The organism is Enterobacter sp. BNK-13, from assembly GCF_048685015.1.
GTDB lineage: Bacteria > Pseudomonadota > Gammaproteobacteria > Enterobacterales > Enterobacteriaceae > Enterobacter > Enterobacter quasiroggenkampii.
This window is the reverse complement of sequence record NZ_JBLQTP010000001.1, coordinates 3,213,291-3,236,418: the sequence shown is the minus strand read 5'-3', so window position 1 is coordinate 3,236,418 and position 23,128 is coordinate 3,213,291. Positions and strand designations below refer to the sequence as shown.

The 23,128-nt window shown below is 54.5% G+C and carries 19 protein-coding genes and 2 rRNA genes; 13 read left to right on the top strand and 8 right to left on the bottom strand.

Annotated elements, in window-relative coordinates:
• Window positions 1-121 precede the first annotated feature (121 nt).
• From ACMGGQ_RS15570 to ACMGGQ_RS15560, 3 genes are all read left to right on the top strand, one after another.
• Window positions 122-3,026 (top strand): 23S ribosomal RNA (locus ACMGGQ_RS15570).
• A gap of 69 nt (window positions 3,027-3,095) precedes the next feature.
• A 5S ribosomal RNA gene (gene rrf / locus ACMGGQ_RS15565) occupies window positions 3,096-3,211 on the top strand.
• A 209-nt stretch (window positions 3,212-3,420) separates the two neighbouring features.
• Window positions 3,421-4,716 (top strand): MFS transporter, encoded by a 1,296-nt coding sequence (locus ACMGGQ_RS15560; protein WP_045908524.1) that lies wholly within the window; start codon window positions 3,421-3,423, stop codon window positions 4,714-4,716.
• Here the strand turns inward: ACMGGQ_RS15560 and ACMGGQ_RS15555 are convergent.
• From ACMGGQ_RS15555 to trxC, 5 genes are all read right to left on the bottom strand, one after another.
• A complete protein-coding gene (locus tag ACMGGQ_RS15555; protein WP_045908525.1) occupies window positions 4,713-5,036 on the bottom strand; it encodes a YfiM family lipoprotein in 324 nt (107 codons plus the stop codon). The genes ACMGGQ_RS15560 and ACMGGQ_RS15555 overlap by 4 nt on opposite strands.
• 45 nt (window positions 5,037-5,081) lie before the next feature.
• A complete protein-coding gene (gene pssA, locus ACMGGQ_RS15550) occupies window positions 5,082-6,437 on the bottom strand; it encodes a CDP-diacylglycerol--serine O-phosphatidyltransferase (protein WP_023294337.1) in 1,356 nt (451 codons plus the stop codon).
• A gap of 110 nt (window positions 6,438-6,547) precedes the next feature.
• Window positions 6,548-9,211, bottom strand: coding sequence for a bifunctional acetate--CoA ligase family protein/GNAT family N-acetyltransferase (locus ACMGGQ_RS15545; protein ID WP_196346716.1), 2,664 nt, complete (start codon window positions 9,209-9,211; stop codon window positions 6,548-6,550).
• A gap of 35 nt (window positions 9,212-9,246) precedes the next feature.
• On the bottom strand, window positions 9,247-9,945 hold the full coding sequence (gene tapT / locus ACMGGQ_RS15540; protein WP_063622284.1) for a tRNA-uridine aminocarboxypropyltransferase: 699 nt from the start codon (window positions 9,943-9,945) through the stop codon (window positions 9,247-9,249).
• 69 nt (window positions 9,946-10,014) lie between these two features.
• Complete coding sequence (gene trxC / locus ACMGGQ_RS15535; protein WP_045908528.1) at window positions 10,015-10,434, bottom strand: thioredoxin TrxC; 420 nt, start codon at window positions 10,432-10,434, stop codon at window positions 10,015-10,017.
• Between the two features lie 204 nt (window positions 10,435-10,638).
• Here trxC and ACMGGQ_RS15530 point away from each other — a divergent pair, with 204 nt between their 5' ends.
• A complete protein-coding gene (locus ACMGGQ_RS15530; RefSeq protein ID WP_008502192.1) occupies window positions 10,639-11,739 on the top strand; it encodes a tRNA/rRNA methyltransferase in 1,101 nt (366 codons plus the stop codon).
• A 40-nt stretch (window positions 11,740-11,779) separates the two neighbouring features.
• Here the strand turns inward: ACMGGQ_RS15530 and ung are convergent, their stop codons facing one another.
• Window positions 11,780-12,469: a uracil-DNA glycosylase gene (gene ung / locus ACMGGQ_RS15525; RefSeq protein ID WP_023333064.1), complete on the bottom strand. Its 690-nt coding sequence runs from the start codon at window positions 12,467-12,469 to the stop codon at window positions 11,780-11,782.
• A gap of 314 nt (window positions 12,470-12,783) precedes the next feature.
• Between ung and grcA the strand changes: the two genes are divergently transcribed.
• Window positions 12,784-13,167, top strand: coding sequence for an autonomous glycyl radical cofactor GrcA (gene grcA, locus ACMGGQ_RS15520; protein ID WP_008502190.1), 384 nt, complete (start codon window positions 12,784-12,786; stop codon window positions 13,165-13,167).
• Window positions 13,168-13,217: 50 nt separating this feature from the next.
• Here grcA and srmB read toward each other — a convergent pair whose 3' ends face one another.
• Complete coding sequence (srmB, locus tag ACMGGQ_RS15515; protein ID WP_023344704.1) at window positions 13,218-14,546, bottom strand: ATP-dependent RNA helicase SrmB; 1,329 nt, start codon at window positions 14,544-14,546, stop codon at window positions 13,218-13,220.
• Between the two features lie 132 nt (window positions 14,547-14,678).
• Here srmB and trmN point away from each other — a divergent pair, with 132 nt between their 5' ends.
• Window positions 14,679-15,416 carry a tRNA(1)(Val) (adenine(37)-N(6))-methyltransferase TrmN gene (gene trmN, locus ACMGGQ_RS15510; protein ID WP_262806096.1) on the top strand — a complete coding sequence of 246 codons (738 nt, stop codon included), beginning with the start codon at window positions 14,679-14,681 and terminating at the stop codon, window positions 15,414-15,416.
• On the opposite strand, the gene nadB is transcribed toward trmN, so the two are convergent.
• Window positions 15,401-17,020 carry an L-aspartate oxidase gene (gene nadB, locus ACMGGQ_RS15505; protein ID WP_262806095.1) on the bottom strand — a complete coding sequence of 540 codons (1,620 nt, stop codon included), beginning with the start codon at window positions 17,018-17,020 and terminating at the stop codon, window positions 15,401-15,403. The genes trmN and nadB overlap by 16 nt on opposite strands.
• A 343-nt stretch (window positions 17,021-17,363) precedes the next feature.
• On the opposite strand from nadB, the gene rseD reads away from it, so the two are divergent.
• The 7 genes from rseD to lepB all read left to right on the top strand — a co-directional run bounded on the left by rseD (window position 17,364) and on the right by lepB (window position 23,101).
• Window positions 17,364-17,447, top strand: a complete 84-nt coding sequence (gene rseD, locus ACMGGQ_RS15500; RefSeq protein WP_223605340.1) for a rpoE leader peptide RseD — start codon at window positions 17,364-17,366, stop codon at window positions 17,445-17,447.
• Window positions 17,444-18,019 carry an RNA polymerase sigma factor RpoE gene (gene rpoE, locus ACMGGQ_RS15495; RefSeq protein ID WP_006176728.1) on the top strand — a complete coding sequence of 192 codons (576 nt, stop codon included), beginning with the start codon at window positions 17,444-17,446 and terminating at the stop codon, window positions 18,017-18,019. The genes rseD and rpoE overlap by 4 nt, the downstream gene beginning before the upstream one ends.
• 31 nt (window positions 18,020-18,050) lie before the next feature.
• Entirely contained in the window at window positions 18,051-18,701 is a 651-nt protein-coding gene (gene rseA, locus ACMGGQ_RS15490; RefSeq protein ID WP_008502186.1) for an anti-sigma-E factor RseA, read from the top strand.
• Entirely contained in the window at window positions 18,701-19,654 is a 954-nt protein-coding gene (rseB, locus tag ACMGGQ_RS15485; RefSeq protein WP_023308851.1) for a sigma-E factor regulatory protein RseB, read from the top strand. Before rseA ends, rseB begins: the two co-directional genes overlap by 1 nt.
• The gene (gene rseC / locus ACMGGQ_RS15480; RefSeq protein WP_420290251.1) at window positions 19,651-20,127 is read left to right on the top strand and encodes a SoxR-reducing system protein RseC; all 477 of its coding nucleotides are present in this window, start codon (window positions 19,651-19,653) and stop codon (window positions 20,125-20,127) included. Before rseB ends, rseC begins: the two co-directional genes overlap by 4 nt.
• 184 nt (window positions 20,128-20,311) lie before the next feature.
• A complete protein-coding gene (lepA, locus tag ACMGGQ_RS15475; RefSeq protein ID WP_008502183.1) occupies window positions 20,312-22,111 on the top strand; it encodes a translation elongation factor 4 in 1,800 nt (599 codons plus the stop codon).
• Window positions 22,112-22,126: 15 nt separating this feature from the next.
• Window positions 22,127-23,101, top strand: a complete 975-nt coding sequence (gene lepB / locus ACMGGQ_RS15470) for a signal peptidase I (protein ID WP_045908532.1) — start codon at window positions 22,127-22,129, stop codon at window positions 23,099-23,101.
• Window positions 23,102-23,128 lie beyond the last annotated feature (27 nt).

The window sequence follows — 23,128 nt, the reverse complement described above, 5'->3', positions numbered from 1 at the left end:
TTTGAGATATTTGCTCTTTAAAAATCTGGATCAAGCTGAAAATTGAAACGACACATCTTTAATGGTGTGTTCGAGTCTCTCAAATTTTCGCAATCAGAAGTGAAACATCTTCGGGTTGTGAGGTTAAGCGACTAAGCGTACACGGTGGATGCCCTGGCAGTCAGAGGCGATGAAGGACGTGCTAATCTGCGAAAAGCGCCGGCGAGGTGATATGAACCTTTGACCCGGCGATGTCCGAATGGGGAAACCCAGTGCAATTCGTTGCACTATCGTTAACTGAATACATAGGTTAACGAGGCGAACCGGGGGAACTGAAACATCTAAGTACCCCGAGGAAAAGAAATCAACCGAGATTCCCCCAGTAGCGGCGAGCGAACGGGGAGCAGCCCAGAGTCTGAATCAGCTTGTGTGTTAGTGGAAGCGTCTGGAAAGTCGCACGGTACAGGGTGACAGTCCCGTACACGAAAGCACACAGGTTGTGAACTCGAAGAGTAGGGCGGGACACGTGGTATCCTGTCTGAATATGGGGGGACCATCCTCCAAGGCTAAATACTCCTGACTGACCGATAGTGAACCAGTACCGTGAGGGAAAGGCGAAAAGAACCCCGGCGAGGGGAGTGAAAAAGAACCTGAAACCGTGTACGTACAAGCAGTGGGAGCACCTTCGTGGTGTGACTGCGTACCTTTTGTATAATGGGTCAGCGACTTATATTCTGTAGCAAGGTTAACCGTATAGGGGAGCCGAAGGGAAACCGAGTCTTAACTGGGCGTTAAGTTGCAGGGTATAGACCCGAAACCCGGTGATCTAGCCATGGGCAGGTTGAAGGTTGGGTAACACTAACTGGAGGACCGAACCGACTAATGTTGAAAAATTAGCGGATGACTTGTGGCTGGGGGTGAAAGGCCAATCAAACCGGGAGATAGCTGGTTCTCCCCGAAAGCTATTTAGGTAGCGCCTCGTGAACTCATCTTCGGGGGTAGAGCACTGTTTCGGCTAGGGGGCCATCCCGGCTTACCAACCCGATGCAAACTACGAATACCGAAGAATGTTATCACGGGAGACACACGGCGGGTGCTAACGTCCGTCGTGAAGAGGGAAACAACCCAGACCGCCAGCTAAGGTCCCAAAGTCATGGTTAAGTGGGAAACGATGTGGGAAGGCACAGACAGCCAGGATGTTGGCTTAGAAGCAGCCATCATTTAAAGAAAGCGTAATAGCTCACTGGTCGAGTCGGCCTGCGCGGAAGATGTAACGGGGCTAAACCATGCACCGAAGCTGCGGCAGCGACACTATGTGTTGTTGGGTAGGGGAGCGTTCTGTAAGCCGTTGAAGGTGTGCTGTGAGGCATGCTGGAGGTATCAGAAGTGCGAATGCTGACATAAGTAACGATAAAGCGGGTGAAAAGCCCGCTCGCCGGAAGACCAAGGGTTCCTGTCCAACGTTAATCGGGGCAGGGTGAGTCGACCCCTAAGGCGAGGCCGAAAGGCGTAGTCGATGGGAAACAGGTTAATATTCCTGTACTTGGTGTTACTGCGAAGGGGGGACGGAGAAGGCTATGTTAGCCGGGCGACGGTTGTCCCGGTTTAAGCATGTAGGCGGAGGTTCCAGGTAAATCCGGTACCTTATTAACGCTGAGGTGTGATGACGAGGCACTACGGTGCTGAAGTAACAAATGCCCTGCTTCCAGGAAAAGCCTCTAAGCATCAGGTAACATCAAATCGTACCCCAAACCGACACAGGTGGTCAGGTAGAGAATACTAAGGCGCTTGAGAGAACTCGGGTGAAGGAACTAGGCAAAATGGTGCCGTAACTTCGGGAGAAGGCACGCTGATATGTAGGTGAAGCCCCTGCGGGTGGAGCTGAAATCAGTCGAAGATACCAGCTGGCTGCAACTGTTTATTAAAAACACAGCACTGTGCAAACACGAAAGTGGACGTATACGGTGTGACGCCTGCCCGGTGCCGGAAGGTTAATTGATGGGGTTAGCGGCAACGCGAAGCTCTTGATCGAAGCCCCGGTAAACGGCGGCCGTAACTATAACGGTCCTAAGGTAGCGAAATTCCTTGTCGGGTAAGTTCCGACCTGCACGAATGGCGTAATGATGGCCAGGCTGTCTCCACCCGAGACTCAGTGAAATTGAACTCGCTGTGAAGATGCAGTGTACCCGCGGCAAGACGGAAAGACCCCGTGAACCTTTACTATAGCTTGACACTGAACACTGGTCCTTGATGTGTAGGATAGGTGGGAGGCTTTGAAGCGTGGACGCCAGTCTGCGTGGAGCCGTCCTTGAAATACCACCCTTTAATGGCTGGTGTTCTAACGTAGACCCGTAATCCGGGTTGCGGACAGTGTCTGGTGGGTAGTTTGACTGGGGCGGTCTCCTCCCAAAGAGTAACGGAGGAGCACGAAGGTTAGCTAATCCTGGTCGGACATCAGGAGGTTAGTGCAATGGCATAAGCTAGCTTGACTGCGAGAGTGACGGCTCGAGCAGGTGCGAAAGCAGGTCATAGTGATCCGGTGGTTCTGAATGGAAGGGCCATCGCTCAACGGATAAAAGGTACTCCGGGGATAACAGGCTGATACCGCCCAAGAGTTCATATCGACGGCGGTGTTTGGCACCTCGATGTCGGCTCATCACATCCTGGGGCTGAAGTAGGTCCCAAGGGTATGGCTGTTCGCCATTTAAAGTGGTACGCGAGCTGGGTTTAGAACGTCGTGAGACAGTTCGGTCCCTATCTGCCGTGGGCGCTGGAGAATTGAGGGGGGCTGCTCCTAGTACGAGAGGACCGGAGTGGACGCATCACTGGTGTTCGGGTTGTCATGCCAATGGCACTGCCCGGTAGCTAAATGCGGAAAAGATAAGTGCTGAAAGCATCTAAGCACGAAACTTGCCCCGAGATGAGTTCTCCCTGAGACTTTAAGTCTCCTGAAGGAACGTTGAAGACGACGACGTTGATAGGTCGGGTGTGTAAGCGCAGCGATGCGTTGAGCTAACCGATACTAATGAACCGTGAGGCTTAACCTTACAACGCCGAAGCTGTTTCGGCGAAGAGACAGACACGATTTTCAGCCTGATACAGATTAACAGAATTTGCCTGGCGGCTTTAGCGCGGTGGTCCCACCTGACCCCATGCCGAACTCAGAAGTGAAACGCCGTAGCGCCGATGGTAGTGTGGGGTCTCCCCATGTGAGAGTAGGGAACTGCCAGGCATCAATTAAGAAGAACCCCGTACCGGAAGGTGCGGGGTTTTTTGCTTTTGTTTTCCCACTCTGGCTTTTGTCTTAATCCCTTATCCTGCTAATGGAATGTGTGATCTCTGTCTCAATGTGATTTATAACAAAATTATAACATTTCATTTACGAGGTTATTGAGTCTCCAGGCTCAATACGCCGCAGTTTATGGCAGGAGCATAATCACAATGACAGAAAGCATGACATCAAACGGGACGCTGGCTCACAGTGATACCCGAAGAAGGGTATGGGCAATCATCAGCGCCTCTTCAGGGAATCTGGTTGAATGGTTCGACTTTTACGTCTACTCATTCTGTTCACTCTACTTTGCACATATTTTCTTCCCCTCCGGCAACACCACCACGCAGCTGCTACAAACGGCAGGAGTCTTCGCCGCAGGCTTCTTGATGCGACCCATCGGGGGTTGGCTGTTCGGCCGTATTGCGGATCGTCGCGGGCGTAAGGCCTCTATGCTGATCTCGGTGTGCATGATGTGCTTTGGCTCGCTGGTGATCGCCTGTTTACCGGGATATGCATCGATTGGTACCTGGGCACCGGCACTACTTTTGCTGGCCCGCTTATTCCAGGGATTATCGGTGGGCGGTGAATACGGTACCAGTGCAACCTACATGAGTGAAATTGCACTGGAAGGCCGTAAAGGTTTTTACGCCTCATTCCAGTACGTCACGCTGATTGGCGGTCAACTGCTGGCCATTCTTGTGGTGGTGATCCTGCAGCAAATTCTGACGGACGAACAACTTCACGCCTGGGGATGGCGGATCCCTTTCGCAATGGGCGCTGTACTGGCGGTCGTTGCACTTTGGCTACGCCGTCAGCTAGATGAAACCTCTCAGAAAGAGGTCAGGATGCTGAAGGAGGCGGGAACATTCAAAGGGTTATGGCGTAACCGTAAAGCTTTCCTGATGGTGCTGGGCTTCACTGCCGGCGGCTCTCTCAGTTTTTATACGTTCACCACCTATATGCAAAAATACCTGGTAAACACCACCGGCATGCACGCAAACGTCGCCAGCGTGGTCATGACCGTGGCGCTGTTTGTCTTTATGCTCATACAGCCGATCGTCGGCGCGCTCTCGGATAAAATTGGCCGACGTACGTCGATGCTCATTTTTGGCGGATTGTCGGCATTATGTACCGTCCCCATTCTGACTGCGCTTCAGCATGTCTCTTCACCGTATGCTGCCTTTGCGCTGGTGATGGTGGCGATGGTGATTGTCAGTTTCTACACCTCCATCAGCGGGATACTGAAAGCCGAGATGTTCCCGGCGCAGGTCCGTGCGTTAGGGGTAGGGCTCTCTTATGCGGTCGCCAACGCGGTGTTTGGCGGATCGGCGGAGTACGTAGCGCTGTCGCTTAAATCATGGGGAAGCGAAACGACATTCTTCTGGTACGTAACGGGAATGGGGGCACTGGCGTTTGTTGTCTCCCTGATGCTGCATCGCAAAGGGAAAGGCATTCGACTTTAATACCGCGCCATCTGCCATACGGCATAGCCGGTCGTTGCACCAGCAACATCCCAGGCGAAATCTTTCCAGCTCCAGCCGCTCCCTGCGGGGCGGCTATCCCACAGTTCTTTTGATGCCCCAAGACTTACTGAGAACATCAGCCCGATCGCTGCGCTACGATCCCGGCTGTATCCCTGATGCTGGGCATATTCATTACCGGCTGCGGACAACATCGCGGAGGCGAGAAAATGCTGTGCTTTATCCTGTCCGGACCAGCTATCGTTGGCCATATGGCTACAGCCACTCAGGAAAATGACACTCAGTAACAAAGGAATACGCATCAACGGGCCCCATAAAAAAGCCCTGCGGGTGACAGGGCCTGGATATTACAGAATACGGCTGATAAGTCGGTCGATACGGATACGACGTAAGCGGCGAATAAGCTTGCGAACTTTCACCGGATAATCGGCAATGCTCTGCAGTTCGCGGTAGTGATTCACCACGGTTGTATGGGTGCGAATCAGCTCCAGCTCGCGTTCACGTTGGGCGGCTAACTCATGCTGCGGATCATGGATCAGGATAGCGTTTTCCAGATCCAGTCGCCACGCGCGCGGGTTCAGGTTGTTACCGGTCAGCAGCATCCACTCATCGTCGACCCACATGCCTTTCAGATGGTAACTATTGTCTTCATCTTTCCAGAGACGCACAACCAGCTGGTCAGTGTTGACGTAATACTGTAAGCGGCTCAGGAAACGGCGAAGGTTAATCTCATAGAGATAAGGCAATGCACCGATGATTTTGAACGGCTGATCTTCGGGAATAAAGAAGTCGTTTGCCGTTTTATCACCCACGATGATTTCCACTTTTTTACCCTCGCGCAGCAGCTGAATGATATTACGCACCAGCACGGCAGGAAGGTTGAAATACGGCGTGCAGATAGTGAGTTTCTGCTCCGCGCATGGCATCAGATGGAAAATCGTTTTGTTCAGCAGGCTTGATTTGCCGAGCCCTACCAGCGGGGTAACGGATAACTCTTCGTTGTTCGCATCGCCCTGGAAATGATAGACCGCATCGCGCAGCTCCTGGCGGAAGGCGCGAACATCATTTTTGATTTCCGGACTTTTAGGGCGCTCGGGATCGTCAAGACGATTAACGCCACGGCCATGAACCAGATTTTTATCAACCCAGTTGAACATGATATCGGCCATCTGCGGATTACGGATCAGATGGTAGCGGTCGTAGCGATATTTATCGAGCTGATGAAGGTAGACATCATTAAGGCTGGCGCCGCTGTAAAGCACGCTGTCATCAATGATGAACCCCTTGAAATGAAGAACGCCGAGCGCTTCACGGGTATTCACCGGGACGCCATAAACAGGCACGTCAACGCCAGGATTTTCCTGCGCCGTGCGGCAATACCAGTCAGCATTGGTGTTTGACGCGGCAGCGCCAATACGGCCACGCTGGGCGCGATGCCAGTCTACCAGCACGCGTACATCCAGTTCCGGACGCTGACGTTTGGCTTCATAGAGCGCGTTCAGGATCGCGCGCCCGCCTTCATCCTGTTCAAGATACAGTGCCACAATGCAAATGCGTCGCGTGGCGCTGGCAATCTTTTCCAGAAGCGTCTCCCGAAAATGAGCGGGAGCGTAAAAGAACTCTACATCATCAACTGACTGAGAAATCTTCGGTAGTTGAGCAAGGTGTTGTTGATGTTTATTACGCTTAAATTTTGACAACATCACAGTGCGTTTCTTCTCTGTTCATTGAAGGGTTGTCTGTACTATGCAAACAACATAAGCGGACAATGATACCACCAGTCCCGTCCAAAGTGGGTAACATTTCCAGTAGCTTACTCGCGTTTGTCTGCTGATGACAGACTGAGGGACAAGGCAACAATACCTTCGTCCAGCTGAATATCAACGTCAAAACCAAGTTTTCGCGCCAGGGTCACCATACCGCGATTGTTAGGCATAGTAATGCCATTAAGGCGTAACAATCCGTGATCTCGCGTATAACTGATGAGTTTTTCCAGCAGTCGTCTTCCCAGGCCCAGACCTTTAAGATCGGAGCGTACCAGCACGGCAAACTCCGCATCGACGTTATCCGGGTCAGAAATCGCACGCGTGACGCCTAGGATCTCATCACCCTTATCGGCGCGACGAACGGCAACAAACGCCATTTCTCGATCGTAGTCGATCTGGGTCATATTGGCTAAATCATCGTGGGTAAATTCGTTGATTTCGCTAAAATAGCGATAATAAAGATCCTCTTTCGTGACCTGAGAGATAAAGGCCCGCAGCTGGGGCTCATCTTCCGGCAGAATAGGGCGGAACAGGGCGCGTTCCCCATTTTTCATCTCAACCCACTCCTCCAGCTGCAGGGGATACGGGCGGATCGCAAGACGGCTCTCTCTGTCTCCTTCGAATGGCGCGATATCCAGGGTCACGTCCAGCGCCGTAAACTCATTGCCGGAGGCAAGCAGCGGATGAATGTCTAGCCGCTGGATCTCGGCACAATCCACAATCAGGTTAGAGACCTGCACCAGGAACTGACTTAGCCCGGCAATATCAAGCGGACGCAGCGCGCTCCGGCCGCGGATCTTTTTGCTTTTGATCGCCTGGATAATCAGATAACGTGCCAGGTTCATGTTCAGCGGCGGTAACGCCACCACGGCCTGTTCCTCCGGGCGCCACTCCACGCCGCCTTCACCCAGCATGATGAGCGGGCCGAAGACGGGATCGTGTTCGACCACCACCCGTAACTCCTGAGCGCCTGCGCGGTTAGCCATGCTTTGCACCAGCAAGCCGTGGATCCTGGCCTGTGGCCAGGCCATTTTGACCCGGTCAAAAATGGCATCTGCGGCCTGCTGCACCTCAGTCGCCGTTCGCAGGTAGAGCATCACCCCCTGAACGTCAGACTTATGCGGGATATCCGGGGAGCGCAGCTTCAGGGCAACCGGATAGCCAATCTGCTCGGCAATATGCACGGCCTCAGCGCTGTCGCTGGCGATCCAGGTCGGCAGGGTCTGCATCCCGTAGCTGCCCAGAATGGGCTGGACTTCATGCGTATCCAGTGACGTTGCGCCTTCTTCGATTGCCTGCTGCAACAGCCGGTGAACGTCGACGGTATTGGCCGTCAGATTTCCGGGCAACGCCGGCGTCTCGCGGAGCTGTTTCTGGTTGCGGCGATATTCCACCATATGCATAAACGCGGTAATGGTGCCTTCCGGCGTGCGGTAGGTTGGCAGTCCGGCTTCGCTGAACAGACGTCGCGCCTCCTGCGAAGAAAACTCTCCGCACCAGTTGGTCAGCAGGGTGACATATTTGCCTCGCGGATGGTTGCGCACCGCCTCAATGAGCGCACGCGCGCTTTCGCTGCCCGGCGCGACCGCGCTGGGGGAGTGGATAATCATCAGCGCATCGAAATCCTGGCTATCCAGCAAAATGGAAATGGCCTTGATATAGCGCTCGCTGCTGGCATCATCGCGCAAATCAAGCGGATTGCCGGGCGTCACGCTGGTCGGAAGCGCGTCTTTCAGGCGCTGCAGCGTCTCTTCACTCGGCGTGGCCAGCTTGCCGAAGCGCCGCCACAGCTCATCCAGGGCGAGTGCGGCAGGGGCGGCGCCGTTACTGACAATCATTAACTTCTCGCCGCGCAACGGGCGCATATGGCTTAACGTCTCAACGGCGGAAAAAAGCTCGTGCGTATCCTGTACCCGCAGCAAACCCGCGCGCTGAATGGCGGCGTCCCAGGCGGGATCCATGCCGGAATGCGAATGCAGCAGACGCTGTGCCGCAGGGCTGCGTCCGCTTTTGATCACCAGGATCGGCTTATTGCGCGACGCGCTTCGCGACGCCGAGACAAAACGACGCGCGTCGCTGAGGTGTTCAAGATAAAGCAGGATCGCACTGGTTTTGCCGTCGCGCGCCAGAAAATCCAGCAGCTCATCAACGTCGATATCCAGGCTGTCACCGAGCGCAATGAAGTAGGAGAATCCCATTTCACGCTGCTGCGCCCAGTCGAGAATGGTGTTCGATACCGCAGCCGACTGCGAGATAAAAGCGAGCTTGCCTTTGCGGATTGGAACCGGAGAGAAGCTGGCATTCAGACCCTGCCAGGGGGCGAGCAGGCCCAGACTGTTTGGCCCAAGAATGCGCATTTGATAGCGGCTGGCGCAGGCCAGAAGCTCGGCTTTCTGTTCAGGCGGAGACGAGAGAATAATGCAGGTTTTACAACCTTTCTTGCCGAGCGATTCCAGCAGTTCCGGATTACGTTTTGCGTTTGTACACAGTACGGCCAGATCCGGTACGAAAGGCAGGCTCTGTACATCAGGCCATGCAAGCACCCCCTGAACGGCTTTATACGCCGGTGTGACGGGCATGACGGGGCCATTAAATCCCCCGGCCAGCAGGTTGCGCATCATCAGATAGCCAGCACGATCCGGTTTCATTGATGCGCCGATGACGGCAATGGATTTAGGACGAAGTAGCGCTTCTAACCCTCGCTGGCTCATGCAGGCCTCCTGTGAATGCAAGCGACCTGATGATTTTAAACGCTTTCCGTCTCGGCTGCTGTGACGCTGCCCTTATGAACGGTTTTTCCCGCCAGATAGCGTTCCCGGAAACAGGAGAAATGGTTGCCCAGGGCGTGAGCCGCAGCGGTATCACCCGCCAGGTCCAGAAGCGCAATGGCCACTTCGGCGGTGCAGTATTGCCCGTCAGCATGCGCTTCACGCAGGCGATAGGCGGAGACGCGGGACAGATCGACAGAAATCACCGGCAGTGCGTCGAGATACGGGCTTTTACGAAACATTTTTCGCGCTTCGGTCCAGGTGCCGTCCAGCATAATAAACAACGGCGGTTTACCGGATGGCGGCGTCGAAAGCACCTGGCGATCGACACCTGCATATGATGCAGGGAAAACGACCATCGGCTGATAGTCCGGGCTTGCCACTAAGTCGAGCAGCGCCTGAGGGGGCTCCGTACGGGACCACTGAAATGCCGCGGTATCCGGCAGAATATCGGCAATGAGGCGACCTGTATTACTGGGCTTCATCGGCTCGGTATCAAACATGACCAGACAAAAACGGCTCTGGGCCGTACTCGGCGCCAGCGTCTCGCACAGGCAAACCTTCAGCGGCAGCAGGCAGCGCTGACAGCGGCGAATACGGTTTCCGCGCGCGAGGAAGGGGCGGGTAGCGCGCGCAAGGCGTTCGGCGCGTAATTGGAGAACAGCGTTATCAGTCATGGGCGAAATGCAGGAAAAACCCTATTTTCGCAGAGGCGAGAACGGGGCACAAGATGTGCCCCGAGAATGTTACAGCGACTCGTTTAACCAGCTTTCAAAAGGCGCTTTAGGCACCGCACCGTTGAGCATATCGAGCACTTCACCATTTTTGAAAATCATAATGGTCGGGATGCTGCGAATGCGAAAACGGGCGCTCAGTTCGGGTTCAGCCTCAGTATTGACCTTAACGAAACGTATTTTTCCGCTGCGCTCTTCGGCCACGTCTTCGAAGATCGGCGCGAAGCTCCGGCATGGGCCGCACCAGGGAGCCCAGAAATCAACCACGACAGGAAGATCGTCCTTGAGGAGTTTGTCCAGCGTAGCACCCGTCGCGTTAATGACCTCGCCATCAAACAATTCATGGCCGCAGCGTCCGCATTTCGCACCATCTTCAATCCGATCGTCCGGAATGCGGTTAAGAGCCTGACAGTTGGCACATACGGTATTCATAACTAACCTCTGATAGAGCCGTGGGACAGCGGCAAAATGCCGATAATGTTTCTAATATGTTACATATTATCAATGAGCCTGTTTGAAACAACAATGCGTTTTATTCAATGAGAACAATAGTCACAGGCTTTTGTACGAAATTATGGCTATGCGCTGGCACATCGGGTAATCTGCGCGCTTCGCGCAGCGCTGGTGGAGAAAAGCATGAACGACGAAATGAAAAATAAAAGCGGCAAGGTCAAAGTGATGTATGTCCGCAGTGATGATGACTCTGATAAACGCACCCAAAATCCGCGTACCGGAAAAGGTGGCGGGCGTCCGGCGTCTTCTCGTGCAGACGGTGGCCGTCGCCCCGCCCGCGATGACAGAAACAACCGCGGTGATGACCGCAAACGTGATGACCGCAAGCGTGACGATCGCAAACGCGATGACCGTCCGCGGGATGACTTCTCACGTGATAACGCCTCCCCGTGGCGCACCGTTTCTCGCGCCCCTGGCGACGAAACGCCAGAAAAGGCCGATCACGGCGGTATTAGCGGTAAAAGCTTTATCGACCCGGAAGTGCTGCGCCGTCAGCGTGCGGAAGAGACTCGCGTGTATGGTGAAAACGCCTGCCAGGCGCTGTTCCAGAGCCGTCCTGAATGTATCGTCCGCGCCTGGTTTATTCAGAGCGTAACCCCGCGCTTTAAAGAAGCGCTGCGCTGGATGGCGGCAAACCGCAAAGCCTACCACGTGGTTGATGATGCCGAGCTGACCAAAGCATCCGGTACCGAACACCACGGCGGCGTCTGCTTCCTGATCAAAAAACGTAACGGTACGACCGTTCAGCAGTGGGTCAGTCAGGCGGATGCCGATGACTGCGTACTGGCGCTGGAAGACGTGGGCAACCCGCATAACCTGGGCGCAATGATGCGCAGCTGCGCGCACTTTGGCGTGAAAGGCGTGCTGTTGCAGGATGCCGCGCTGCTGGAATCCGGTGCCGCGATCCGTACTGCGGAAGGCGGAGCTGAACACGTACAGCCGATCACCGGCGACAGCGTGCTGGATGCCCTTGAGCAGTTCCGTAAAGCGGGTTATTCCATCGTGACCACCTCGAGCCATGCCGGTACGCCGCTGTTTAAAGCGACGCTGCCACGCAAAATGGTGCTGGTGCTGGGTCAGGAACGCGATGGTCTGTCTGATGCGGCGCTCTCCAGTGCGGATCTGAGCGTCTCTATTGATGGGACAGGCAATGTGGAAAGTCTGAACGTATCCGTTGCAACCGGCGTACTGCTGGCCGAATGGTGGCGTCAGAATAAGGCATAAGCCCCTTCATGTGCCGGGTCAGACCCGGCACATTCAAATACTATTCGCTCTCTGCCGGTAACACAGGCATCCAGTCAATGGGCGTTTCGCCACGTTTTTCCAGCCATTCGTTCGCCAGAACAAAATGATTACTGCCAAAGAAACCGCGATGTGCAGACAGCGGTGACGGGTGCGGCGCTTTCAACACGTGATGACGCTGACGGTCAATAATCGCCCCTTTCTTCTGCGCATGCGATCCCCAGAGTAAAAACACGACCCCTTCACGGTGTTCGTTGATCAGGCTGATGACTTTATCGGTGAACGTCTCCCAGCCCAGGCTGGCGTGCGAGTGCGCCTGGCCGGCCCGAACGGTGAGTACCGTGTTCAATAACAGCACGCCCTGACGCGCCCAGCTTTCCAGGTAGCCATGGTTTGGCCGGGTAAACCCGGGCACAGTTCCCTCAAGCTCTTTATACATGTTGAGCAGAGAAGGGGGGATCGCCACGCCGGGACGTACGGAAAACGCCAGCCCATGCGCCTGACCCGGGCCGTGATAGGGATCCTGGCCCAGAATGACCACTTTCACATCGCTCAGTTCGGTGTAGCGAAAGGCGTTGAACACATCTTTCTGCGGCGGGTAAATCGTCTGTCCGGACTGGCGCTCAGCCGCAACGGTGCTGAGCGTATTGATAAAATAGGGCTGCTGCTTTTCTTCTGCCAGCACGTCATGCCAGGTTAAAGGTGTCGTCATCTCGCTCTCCTGCGAATTTCAATCTCTGACTAGCTTACCTGTTAAAGCCCGGTGAGCAAAATAGCACACTGAAATGCGCGCTAAGTGGCTAAATTTATGTTGAAAATGTGCAGGTTAAATTGAATTGGCAAGGTCGTGAAATTGATCTAAAGCAATAAATTCAAACCACACTCTTTATGTGGTTGGTGTTTTTGTTGATTTAAATCAATAAATCACCGGGGTGTGAATGATATATATACACACAAGAAACAATGGTTTTACCAATTGGCCGCGAGAGGCCGACATCAGTTAATGTAGCCTAAGGGAGGCAACACATGATTACAGGTATCCAGATTACTAAAGCTGCAAATGACGATCTGCTCAACTCTTTCTGGCTGCTGGACAGCGAGAAAAACGAAGCGCGCTGTGTCGTCGCGAAAGCGGGTTTTGCTGAAGATGAAATCGTGCCGGTGAGCAAACTGGGCGAAATCGAATACCGTGAAATTCCAATGGAAGTAAAACCGGAAGTGCGCGTGGAAGGTGGTCAGCACCTGAACGTAAACGTACTGCGTCGCGAAACGCTGATGGACGCGGTTGAGCACCCAGAAAAATACCCACAGCTGACCATTCGCGTGTCCGGCTATGCGGTACGCTTCAACTCTCTGACCCCAGAACAGCAGCGCGACGTTATCGCGCGTACCTTTACTGAAAGCCTGTAAGGCTTCAGCTACGGGGGGAATAAAAAAGCCGGGGATTTCCCCGGCTTTTTTTACTCTTCCGTTTTTGTCTCTGGTGCGGCAGAGCTTGGCTTACGGCGCTTACCAATATTTTTGGTGTCGCGGTGGCGCTGCTTCACGCGTGGTTTCTCTTTTTCTTTCTCTTTTCTCTCAGCACGTTTCGCGAGCGCTTTCTTGGACGGTTTACCCGTCATTTTTTCACTCGGCGCACGTGTGGTTGGGCGCAAGCCATCAATAACCCGCGCTTTCAGCGGCTCGTCAACATAGCGGCCAATTTTCTGCAGCAGCAGGTAGTCATGCGCTTCGACCAGTGAAATCGCAATCCCTTTGCGGCCCGCGCGGCCGGTACGGCCAATACGGTGCAGATAGGTATCGCCGCTGCGCGGCATATCGAAGTTAATGACGTGGCTGACGTCAGGGATGTCGATCCCGCGAGCGGCAACGTCTGTGGCAACCAGCACGTTAACGCGGCCATCGGTCAGGCGCTTAATGCCTTCGGTACGCTTGATCTGCGCCATCTCGCCTTCAAGATAGCAGTTGTTGATCCCGGCGTTACGCAGCATTTCTGCCAGCTCATGCACGCGCTCGCGCTTACGGACAAACACGATTGTGCGCAGCGCATCTTCCTGCTTCAGCAGGTGTTTGAGCAATTCGACCTTGTGCTCAAGGTTGTCCGCGCGGTAGTACCACTGGTGGATCTTCTTACGCTCACGGGTGGACGGCGTCGCCGACACTTCTACCGGATCTTCCAGCAGACGCTCTGCGAAGTCTTTAATCGCTTCCCCTTCGAGGGTGGCAGAGAACAGCATCGTCTGGTTACGCCAGCGCGTTTCCCCGGCAATGTGCTCGATATCCTGTGCGAAGCCCATGTCCAGCATACGGTCGGCTTCGTCGAGGATCAGCGTTTCAACCGCACGGCAGTCGAAGTTCTCTTCTTTAATGTACTGCAGCAGGCGGCCCGTCGTCGCAACGACGATGTCCTGGTTTTCGCTGAACACTTCGGCGTGGTTCATATACGCAACGCCGCCGGTGATGGTCGCGATATCCAAGTGGGTATTTGCCGCAAGTTCACGCGCGTGATCGGCCACCTGCATGGCCAGTTCGCGCGTCGGCGTCAGGATTAAAATACGCGGCGGGCCAGATTTTTTACGTGGAAAATCGAGCAGATGCTGCAACACAGGCAGCAAATAGGCTGCTGTCTTCCCCGTGCCGGTTGGCGCAGAACCGAGCACATCGCGGCCCTCAAGCGCAGGCGGAATGGCCGCTGCCTGAATGGCGGTCGGGCGTGTAAAGCCTTTGCTCTCAAGTGCATTGAGCAGGCTTTCATCGAGTTCAAGTTCGGAAAAAGTCGTTACAGTCATGTTCTACCTCTGTGTGGGGCGCTGATTATAGACGTTACGGCTGTAATCTTCATCTGTTTGTATGGATATCGCTTTTCGGCCACTTCGCTTTCCCCTATGCTACTCCAGTTTCACTTAGAAGGTTGCTCCGACATGTCTCAACTCAAAGCGCAGCTGCGCCGCGATGGTTTTACGTTTAAACAATTTTTTGTCGCTCACGATCGCTGTGCCATGAAGGTCGGTACGGACGGTATTTTACTGGGTGCATGGGCGCCTGTCGCAGGGGTTAAGCGTATTCTTGATATCGGTACCGGCAGCGGGCTGGTGGCGTTAATGCTGGCGCAGCGCACGGAAGAGCATGTCACCATCGATGCCGTCGAGCTGGATGCGCAGGCGGCAGAGCAGGCAAGTGAAAACGTGGCCGAATCCCCCTGGGCTGCCCGCATGAAAGTGGACTGCGCCGATGTGCTGACCTGGGCACCTGAACAAACCGCGCGTTACGATCTGATCGTCAGCAACCCTCCCTACTACGCGCCCGGCGTTGAGTGCGGGACACCCGAGCGCGAACAGGCGCGTTATACCCGTTCCCTCGATCATAAAGCGTTGCTCACCAGTGCGGCCGAACTCATCTCCGAAGAAGGATTTTTCTGCGTGGTCCTGCCAGAGAGTACCGGCAACACGTTCATCGGTATCGCGCAGGAGATTGGCTGGACGTTACGTCTGCGTACCGATATTTCGGATACGGAAGGGCGACTGCCACACCGCGTGCTGCTGGCGCTCTCGCCGAAAGAGGGTGAATGCTTTAACGATCGAATGGTGATCCGTGGGCCAGACCAGCGTTATTCCGAAGATTACACTGCCCTGACCCAGGCGTTTTATCTGTTTATGTAAACCTGCGGGGCGAGGATCGACGGGCCGGACTCCGCAAGCTGATCCGGATAGTCCAGCGTATAGTGCAACCCGCGGCTCTCTTTACGCATCATCGCGCAGCGAACGATCAGTTCGGCAACCTGCACCAGATTGCGCAGCTCCAGCAGATTATTCGATACGCGGAAATTGGCATAATACTCATCAATTTCCTGCTGCAGCATCGTGATGCGGCGCAGCGCGCGCTCAAGACGTTTCGTGGTGCGCACAATCCCGACGTAATCCCACATGAACAGCCGTAGCTCATGCCAGTTATGCTGGATCACGACCAGCTCGTCCGGATTTTCCACGCGGCTTTCATCCCAGGCAGGCAGGCGCTCTGTCTCGCGGGCGTAGGGCATGCGTTTGGTGATGTCTTCTGCGGCCGACCAGCCGTAGACCAGGCACTCAAGCAGCGAGTTAGACGCCATACGGTTCGCGCCATGAAGCCCGGTATAGCTGACCTCACCGATAGCATACAGGCCATCGACATCGGTACGCCCATGATCGTCAACCATCACCCCACCGCAGGTATAGTGGGCGGCTGGCACAATTGGCACCGGATCGCGCGTTAAATCGATGCCAAGGTTGAGCAACTTTTCGTAAATCATCGGGAAGTGCTGGCGAATAAACTCTGCAGGTTTGTGGCTGATATCAAGATACATGCAATCCACGCCAAGACGCTTCATTTCATGGTCGATGGCGCGGGCAACGATATCGCGCGGGGCCAGTTCGCCACGAGAGTCAAAGTCTGTCATAAAGCGGGTGCCGTCAGGGCGTTTCAGATAGGCGCCTTCACCGCGCAGGGCTTCCGTCAGCAGGAAGTTGCGCGCCTGAGGATGGAACAGGGCGGTTGGGTGAAACTGATTGAACTCAAGGTTCGCCACCCGGCAGCCGGCGCGCCAGGCCATCGCAATACCGTCTCCGGAGGCAATGTCCGGGTTCGTGGTGTACTGATACACTTTAGAGGCACCGCCCGTGGCCAGCACTACAGCCTTCGCCTGGCAAGTTTCCACCTTCTCTTTATTGCGGTTCCAGACCCAGGCGCCCACCACGCGACGCGTGCCCGGCAGGCCAATCTTGTCGGAGATAATCAGGTCAACGGCGTTACTTCGTTCAAGCACCCGAATATTAGGATGGCTCAGCGCCTTGCCGACCAGCGTGGTCTCCACTTCTTTCCCGGTGGCATCTGCTGCGTGCAGGATGCGGCGGTGGCTATGGCCGCCTTCACGCGTCAGGTGGTAGCTCTCTTCACCGTTGGGTTGAACCTGCGTATCGAATAAGACGCCCTGGTCGATGAGCCACTGCACGCAATGGCGGGCATTGCTGGCGACAAACTCTGCGGCATGCGCATCCACGATCCCGGCCCCGGCAATCAGCGTATCGTCGACGTGGGAGGCAATGCTGTCTGTCTCATCAAACACGGCGGCAATTCCGCCCTGGGCATAAAACGTGGAACCCTCGCTTATCGGCCCTTTACTCAGAACGATAACGTTTTGATGCTCGGCCAGGCGTAGCGCCAGAGAGAGACCGGCAGCGCCGCTGCCGATGATCAGTACATCACAATGGAGTTCAGGTGTTGTGTTCATGATTGTTGTTTAATTTACTAAACAGTGTTAGGCCAGAATAGCACCTGAATGCGATTTATCGCACGTTTTTTTTGATGGCTGTTGCAATGACTAAACGCGTAAGCAGAGGTAAACGGAGGGTAAATGAGTGAAATTATTTTGCGAAGCAGATCGTTAGCGTCAGATTTTGTGATGAAATAAAGACTGGGTTGCGTTACTCTTCTGGCGGGAAAAAGATGTTTCTTGTCAGAAAGTGGTGCGTATCGTGAACAGACTTATAATGAGAGAAAATGAACAGTCTGCGGCGCGATGAACAAAAACAAAGGCGTTACGGAACTTATTGAAGATCAGACACTCTAATTCGGTGCTTGCTCAAAGTGCGGTATTTTTAGAGTGGCGTTTCGATAACGCGTGGAATTTAGGTTTGGGGAGACATTACCTCGGATGAGCGAGCAGTTAACGGACCAGGTCCTGGTTGAACGGGTCCAGAAGGGAGATCAGAAAGCCTTTAACTTACTGGTGGTGCGCTACCAGCATAAGGTGGCGAGCCTGGTTTCCCGCTATGTACCGTCAGGCGATGTGCCTGATGTGGTGCAAGAGTCTTTTATTAAGGCCTATCGCGCGCTGGATTCGTTCCGGGGAGATAGTGCTTTTTATACCTGGCTGTACCGTATTGCGGTCAATACGGCAAAGAATTATCTGGTCGCTCAGGGCCGTCGTCCGCCTTCTAGTGATGTGGACGCAATCGACGCCGAAAACTTCGAAAGTGGCGGCGCATTGAAAGAAATTTCGAACCCTGAGAACTTAATGTTGTCAGAAGAACTGAGACAAATCGTTTTTCGCACGATCGAGTCGCTCCCGGAAGATTTACGCATGGCAATTACGTTACGGGAGCTGGATGGTCTGAGCTATGAAGAGATAGCCGCTATCATGGATTGTCCGGTCGGCACGGTACGTTCACGAATTTTCCGTGCGCGAGAAGCTATTGATAATAAAGTTCAACCGCTTATCAGGCGTTGACGATAGCGGGATACTGGAAAAGGTATTAGGCATGCAGAAAGAAAAACTTTCCGCTTTAATGGATGGTGAAACGGTGGATAGTGAGCTGCTCAACGAGCTGTCTCATTCTCCCGAAATGCAAGAGACCTGGGAGAGTTACCATCTCATCCGTGACACCCTTCGCGGTGACACCGGCGAGGTTCTCCATTTCGATATCTCAGCCCGCGTCATGGCGGCGATTGAGAATGAGCCTGTTCATCAGACCACTCCGCTGATTCCTGAAGCTCAACCCGCGCCTCACCAGTGGCAGAAAATGCCATTCTGGCAAAAGGTGCGTCCGTGGGCCAGCCAGCTTACCCAAATGGGTGTGGCTGCATGCGTATCGCTTGCAGTTATCGTTGGCGTCCAGCACTATAATACTCAGTCTGAAACTAATCAGCAGCCAGAAGCGCCAGTGTTTAACACACTGCCGATGATGGGCAAAGCCAGCCCGGTAAGCCTGGGCGTACCGGCTGATGCTTCCGCCAGCGGCGGTCAGCAACAGCAGGTTCAGGAGCAGCGCCGTCGCATTAATGCGATGTTGCAGGATTACGAGTTGCAGCGTCGTCTGCACTCTGAACAGCTTCAGTTTGAGCAGGCGCAGACACAGCAAGCTGCTGTGCAGGTGCCCGGAAACCAAACTTTAGGAACGCAATCGCAGTAATGAAGCAACTTTGGTTCGCCATGTCTCTGATGGCGGGTAGCCTGTTCTTCTCTGCCAACGCCTCGGCTGATGTATCATCCGGGGCGTTGTTGCAGCAAATGAATCTGGCCAGCCAGTCACTCAATTACGAGTTGGCATTTATCAGCATCAATAAGCAGGGCGTCGAGTCGTTACGCTATCGCCATGCCCGTCTTGATAACCAGCCGCTCGCCCAGCTTTTACAGATGGATGGCCCGCGTCGGGAAGTTGTCCAGCGTGGTAACGAAATCAGCTATTTCGAGCCCGGCCTGGAGCCTTTCACGCTGAATGGCGACTATATCGTTGATTCTCTGCCGTCACTCATTTACACCGACTTCAAACGGCTGGCCCCTTACTATGATTTTATCTCGGTAGGGCGTACGCGTATTGCGGACAGACTGTGTGAGGTGATCCGCGTTGTCGCCCGGGATGGAACGCGCTACAGCTATATTGTCTGGATCGACGCGGAAACTAAACTCCCCATGCGTGTAGATCTGCTTGACCGTGACGGTGAAACGCTGGAACAGTTCCGCGTTATCTCCTTCAGTGTGAACAATCAGGTTGGCAACAGCATGCAGAATCTGGCTAAGGCCAGCCTGCCGCCGCTGCTTTCCGTTCCGGCAGGCGATTCCGTTAATTTCAACTGGGTACCTGCCTGGATCCCACAAGGGTTTAGCGAAGTGTCCAGCAGCCGTCGTCAACTGCCAACGATTGAAACGCCGGTGGAATCGCGCCTCTATTCCGATGGTTTGTTCAGCTTCTCGGTGAATATCAATCGCGCAACGGCAAACAGCGCCGAACAAATGCTGCGTACCGGGCGCCGTACGGTGAGCACAACGGTACGCGATAACGCAGAGATCACCATTGTAGGTGAACTTCCTCCGCAAACGGCGAAGCGCATCTCCGACAGCATTAAATTCAGGGCCGCACAATGATCAAAGAGTGGGCGACGGTAGTCTCGTGGCAAAACGGCATTGCGCTGGTGAGTTGCGATGTAAAAGCCTCATGCAATAGCTGCGCATCCCGAGCCGGTTGCGGCAGCCGCGTGCTGAATAAGCTCGGGCCGCAAACATCGCACACGATTTCTGTGCCAAGCGAACAGCCGCTGATGGCCGGGCAGAAGGTTGAACTGGGCATCGCGGAAGGCAGTCTGCTCAGCTCCGCCATGCTGGTCTATCTCTCTCCGCTGATCGGGCTGTTTATTATGGGCGGCGTTTTCCAGATGCTGTTTGGCACCGACGGAGGCGCCATGTGCGGTGCCGCATTAGGTGGTCTGGGGGGATTCTGGCTTGCCAAAGGCCTCTCCCCGACGCTTGCCGCGCGCGAGGAGTGGCAGCCTGTCATTCTCAGCGTTGGGCTGGCGCCAGACCAGCTTCGCGTCGAGACGCTCTCTTCTGAGGCCCGGTGATTCATCGGGCTTTATCATTTTTACGTCTTAAAACAGAAAACGTCCTTTCTTCACGCTATACCCGGCGCTAAGTCCATTTCCAGGTAGCGGAGATGTAGTGTAGAATGCTGCGTTTTCGCACTGAAAAACGTCAGGCTAAGAACAGCGGCCTCCAGGAATTCGTAAGGCATAATTATTTAACTATATGAAGAACATACGTAACTTTTCGATCATTGCTCACATTGACCACGGTAAGTCGACGCTGTCTGACCGTATTATCCAGATTTGCGGTGGCCTGTCTGATCGTGAAATGGAAGCCCAGGTTCTGGACTCCATGGACCTGGAACGCGAACGCGGTATCACCATCAAAGCGCAGAGCGTCACGCTGGATTACAAGGCGGCTGATGGCGAAACCTATCAGCTGAACTTTATCGACACCCCAGGCCACGTTGACTTCTCCTATGAGGTTTCACGCTCGCTCGCGGCCTGTGAAGGCGCACTGCTGGTAGTCGATGCCGGGCAGGGCGTAGAAGCCCAGACCCTGGCAAACTGCTACACCGCGATGGAAATGGACCTCGAAGTTGTGCCGGTTCTGAACAAGATTGACCTGCCAGCCGCCGATCCTGAGCGCGTCGCGGAAGAGATTGAAGATATTGTCGGCATTGACGCGACCGATGCCGTGCGCTGCTCTGCTAAAACCGGTGTCGGCGTGACCGACGTGCTGGAACGTCTGGTGCGTGATATTCCGGCCCCGGAAGGCGATCCGGATGCCCCGCTGCAGGCGCTGATTATCGACTCCTGGTTCGATAACTATCTGGGCGTTGTTTCCCTGGTGCGTATTAAAAACGGCACCATGCGCAAAGGCGACAAAATCAAGGTTATGAGTACCGGACAGGTCTACAACGCCGACCGTCTGGGTATCTTCACGCCAAAACAGGTTGACCGTACCGAGCTGACATGCGGTGAGGTAGGCTGGCTGGTATGCGCCATCAAAGACATCCTCGGTGCGCCGGTGGGCGATACCCTGACCGGTGCGCGTAACCCGGCAGAAAAAGCGCTGCCAGGCTTTAAAAAGGTGAAGCCGCAGGTTTACGCGGGCCTGTTCCCGGTTAGCTCTGACGACTATGAAAACTTCCGTGATGCGCTTGGCAAGCTGAGCCTGAACGATGCCTCCCTGTTCTACGAGCCAGAAAGCTCAACGGCGCTGGGCTTCGGCTTCCGCTGCGGCTTCCTCGGCCTGCTGCACATGGAGATCATTCAGGAACGTCTGGAGCGTGAATACGATCTGGACCTGATCACCACCGCGCCGACGGTAGTGTATGAAGTTGAAACCACCTCGAAAGAAGTGATCTACGTCGACAGCCCGTCCAAGCTGCCGCCGCTGAACAATATTCACGAGCTGCGTGAGCCTATTGCCGAATGTCACATGCTGCTGCCGCAGGAATTCCTCGGTAACGTCATTACGCTGTGTATTGAGAAGCGCGGCGTGCAGACCAACATGGTTTACCACGGTAACCAGGTCGCGCTGACCTACGAAATCCCGATGGCGGAAGTGGTACTCGACTTCTTCGACCGTCTGAAGTCCACCTCCCGTGGCTATGCGTCACTGGATTACAACTTCAAACGCTTCCAGGCCTCCAACATGGTGCGTGTGGACGTGCTGATCAACGGCGAGCGTGTGGATGCGCTGGCGCTGATCACCCACAACGACAATGCGCCATACCGTGGTCGAGAGCTGGTTGAGAAGATGAAAGATCTGATCCCGCGTCAGCAGTTCGATATCGCGATTCAGGCGGCCATCGGCAACCACATTATCGCGCGTTCCACCGTGAAACAGCTGCGTAAAAACGTTCTGGCGAAGTGCTATGGCGGTGACGTCAGCCGTAAGAAAAAGCTGCTCCAGAAGCAGAAAGAAGGTAAGAAGCGTATGAAGCAGGTCGGTAACGTCGAGCTGCCGCAGGAAGCATTCCTTGCCATCCTTCATGTTGGTAAAGACGGCAAATAACCCTAAGGAGTTGGCATGGCGAACATGTTTGCCCTGATCCTGGTCATTGCTACCCTGGTGACAGGTCTGCTGTGGTGTCTGGATAAGTTTATCTTCGCCCCAAAACGTCGTGAACGTCAGGCTGCCGCACAGGCAGCCACTGGCGATGGTATTGACGCGAAAACCCTGAAGAAAGTCGGTCCGAAACCGGGCTGGCTGGAAACGGGCGCCTCGGTGTTTCCGGTGCTGGCGATTGTGCTGGTGGTACGTTCGTTTATTTACGAACCGTTCCAGATCCCATCAGGTTCAATGATGCCAACGCTGCTGATTGGTGATTTTATTCTGGTAGAGAAGTTTGCCTACGGCATTAAAGATCCTATTTACCAGAAAACGCTGATCGAAACCGGTCATCCAAAACGTGGCGACATCGTGGTGTTCAAATATCCGGAAGATCCGCGCCTGGACTACATCAAGCGTGCGGTAGGTCTGCCGGGTGACAAAGTGACTTACGATCCGGTTGCGAAAGAAGTCACCGTTCAGCCAGGCTGCAGTTCCGGTACCGCATGTGAAAACGCGCTGCCAATCACCTACTCAAACGTCGAGCCAAGTGATTTTGTGCAGACCTTTGCCCGTCATAACGGCGGTGAAGCGACCAGCGGATTCTTCCAGGTACCGAAAGGCGAAACCAAAGATAACGGTATCCGTCTGGTTGAGCGCAAAGAGACGCTGGGCGACGTGACGCACCGGATCCTCACCGTGCCAATCGCGCAGGATCAACTGGGTATGTACTATCGTCAGCCGGGTCAGCAGCTTGCAAGCTGGATTGTACCGCCGGGCCATTACTTCATGATGGGTGACAACCGCGATAATTCTGCGGACAGCCGTTACTGGGGCTTTGTGCCGGAAGCGAATCTGGTGGGTAAAGCGACCGCGATCTGGATGAGTTTTGAGAAGCAGGAAGGCGAATGGCCGACCGGCGTACGCCTGAATCGTATTGGCGGAATCCATTAATTCTCACTAAATGAACGTGTAGCCGCT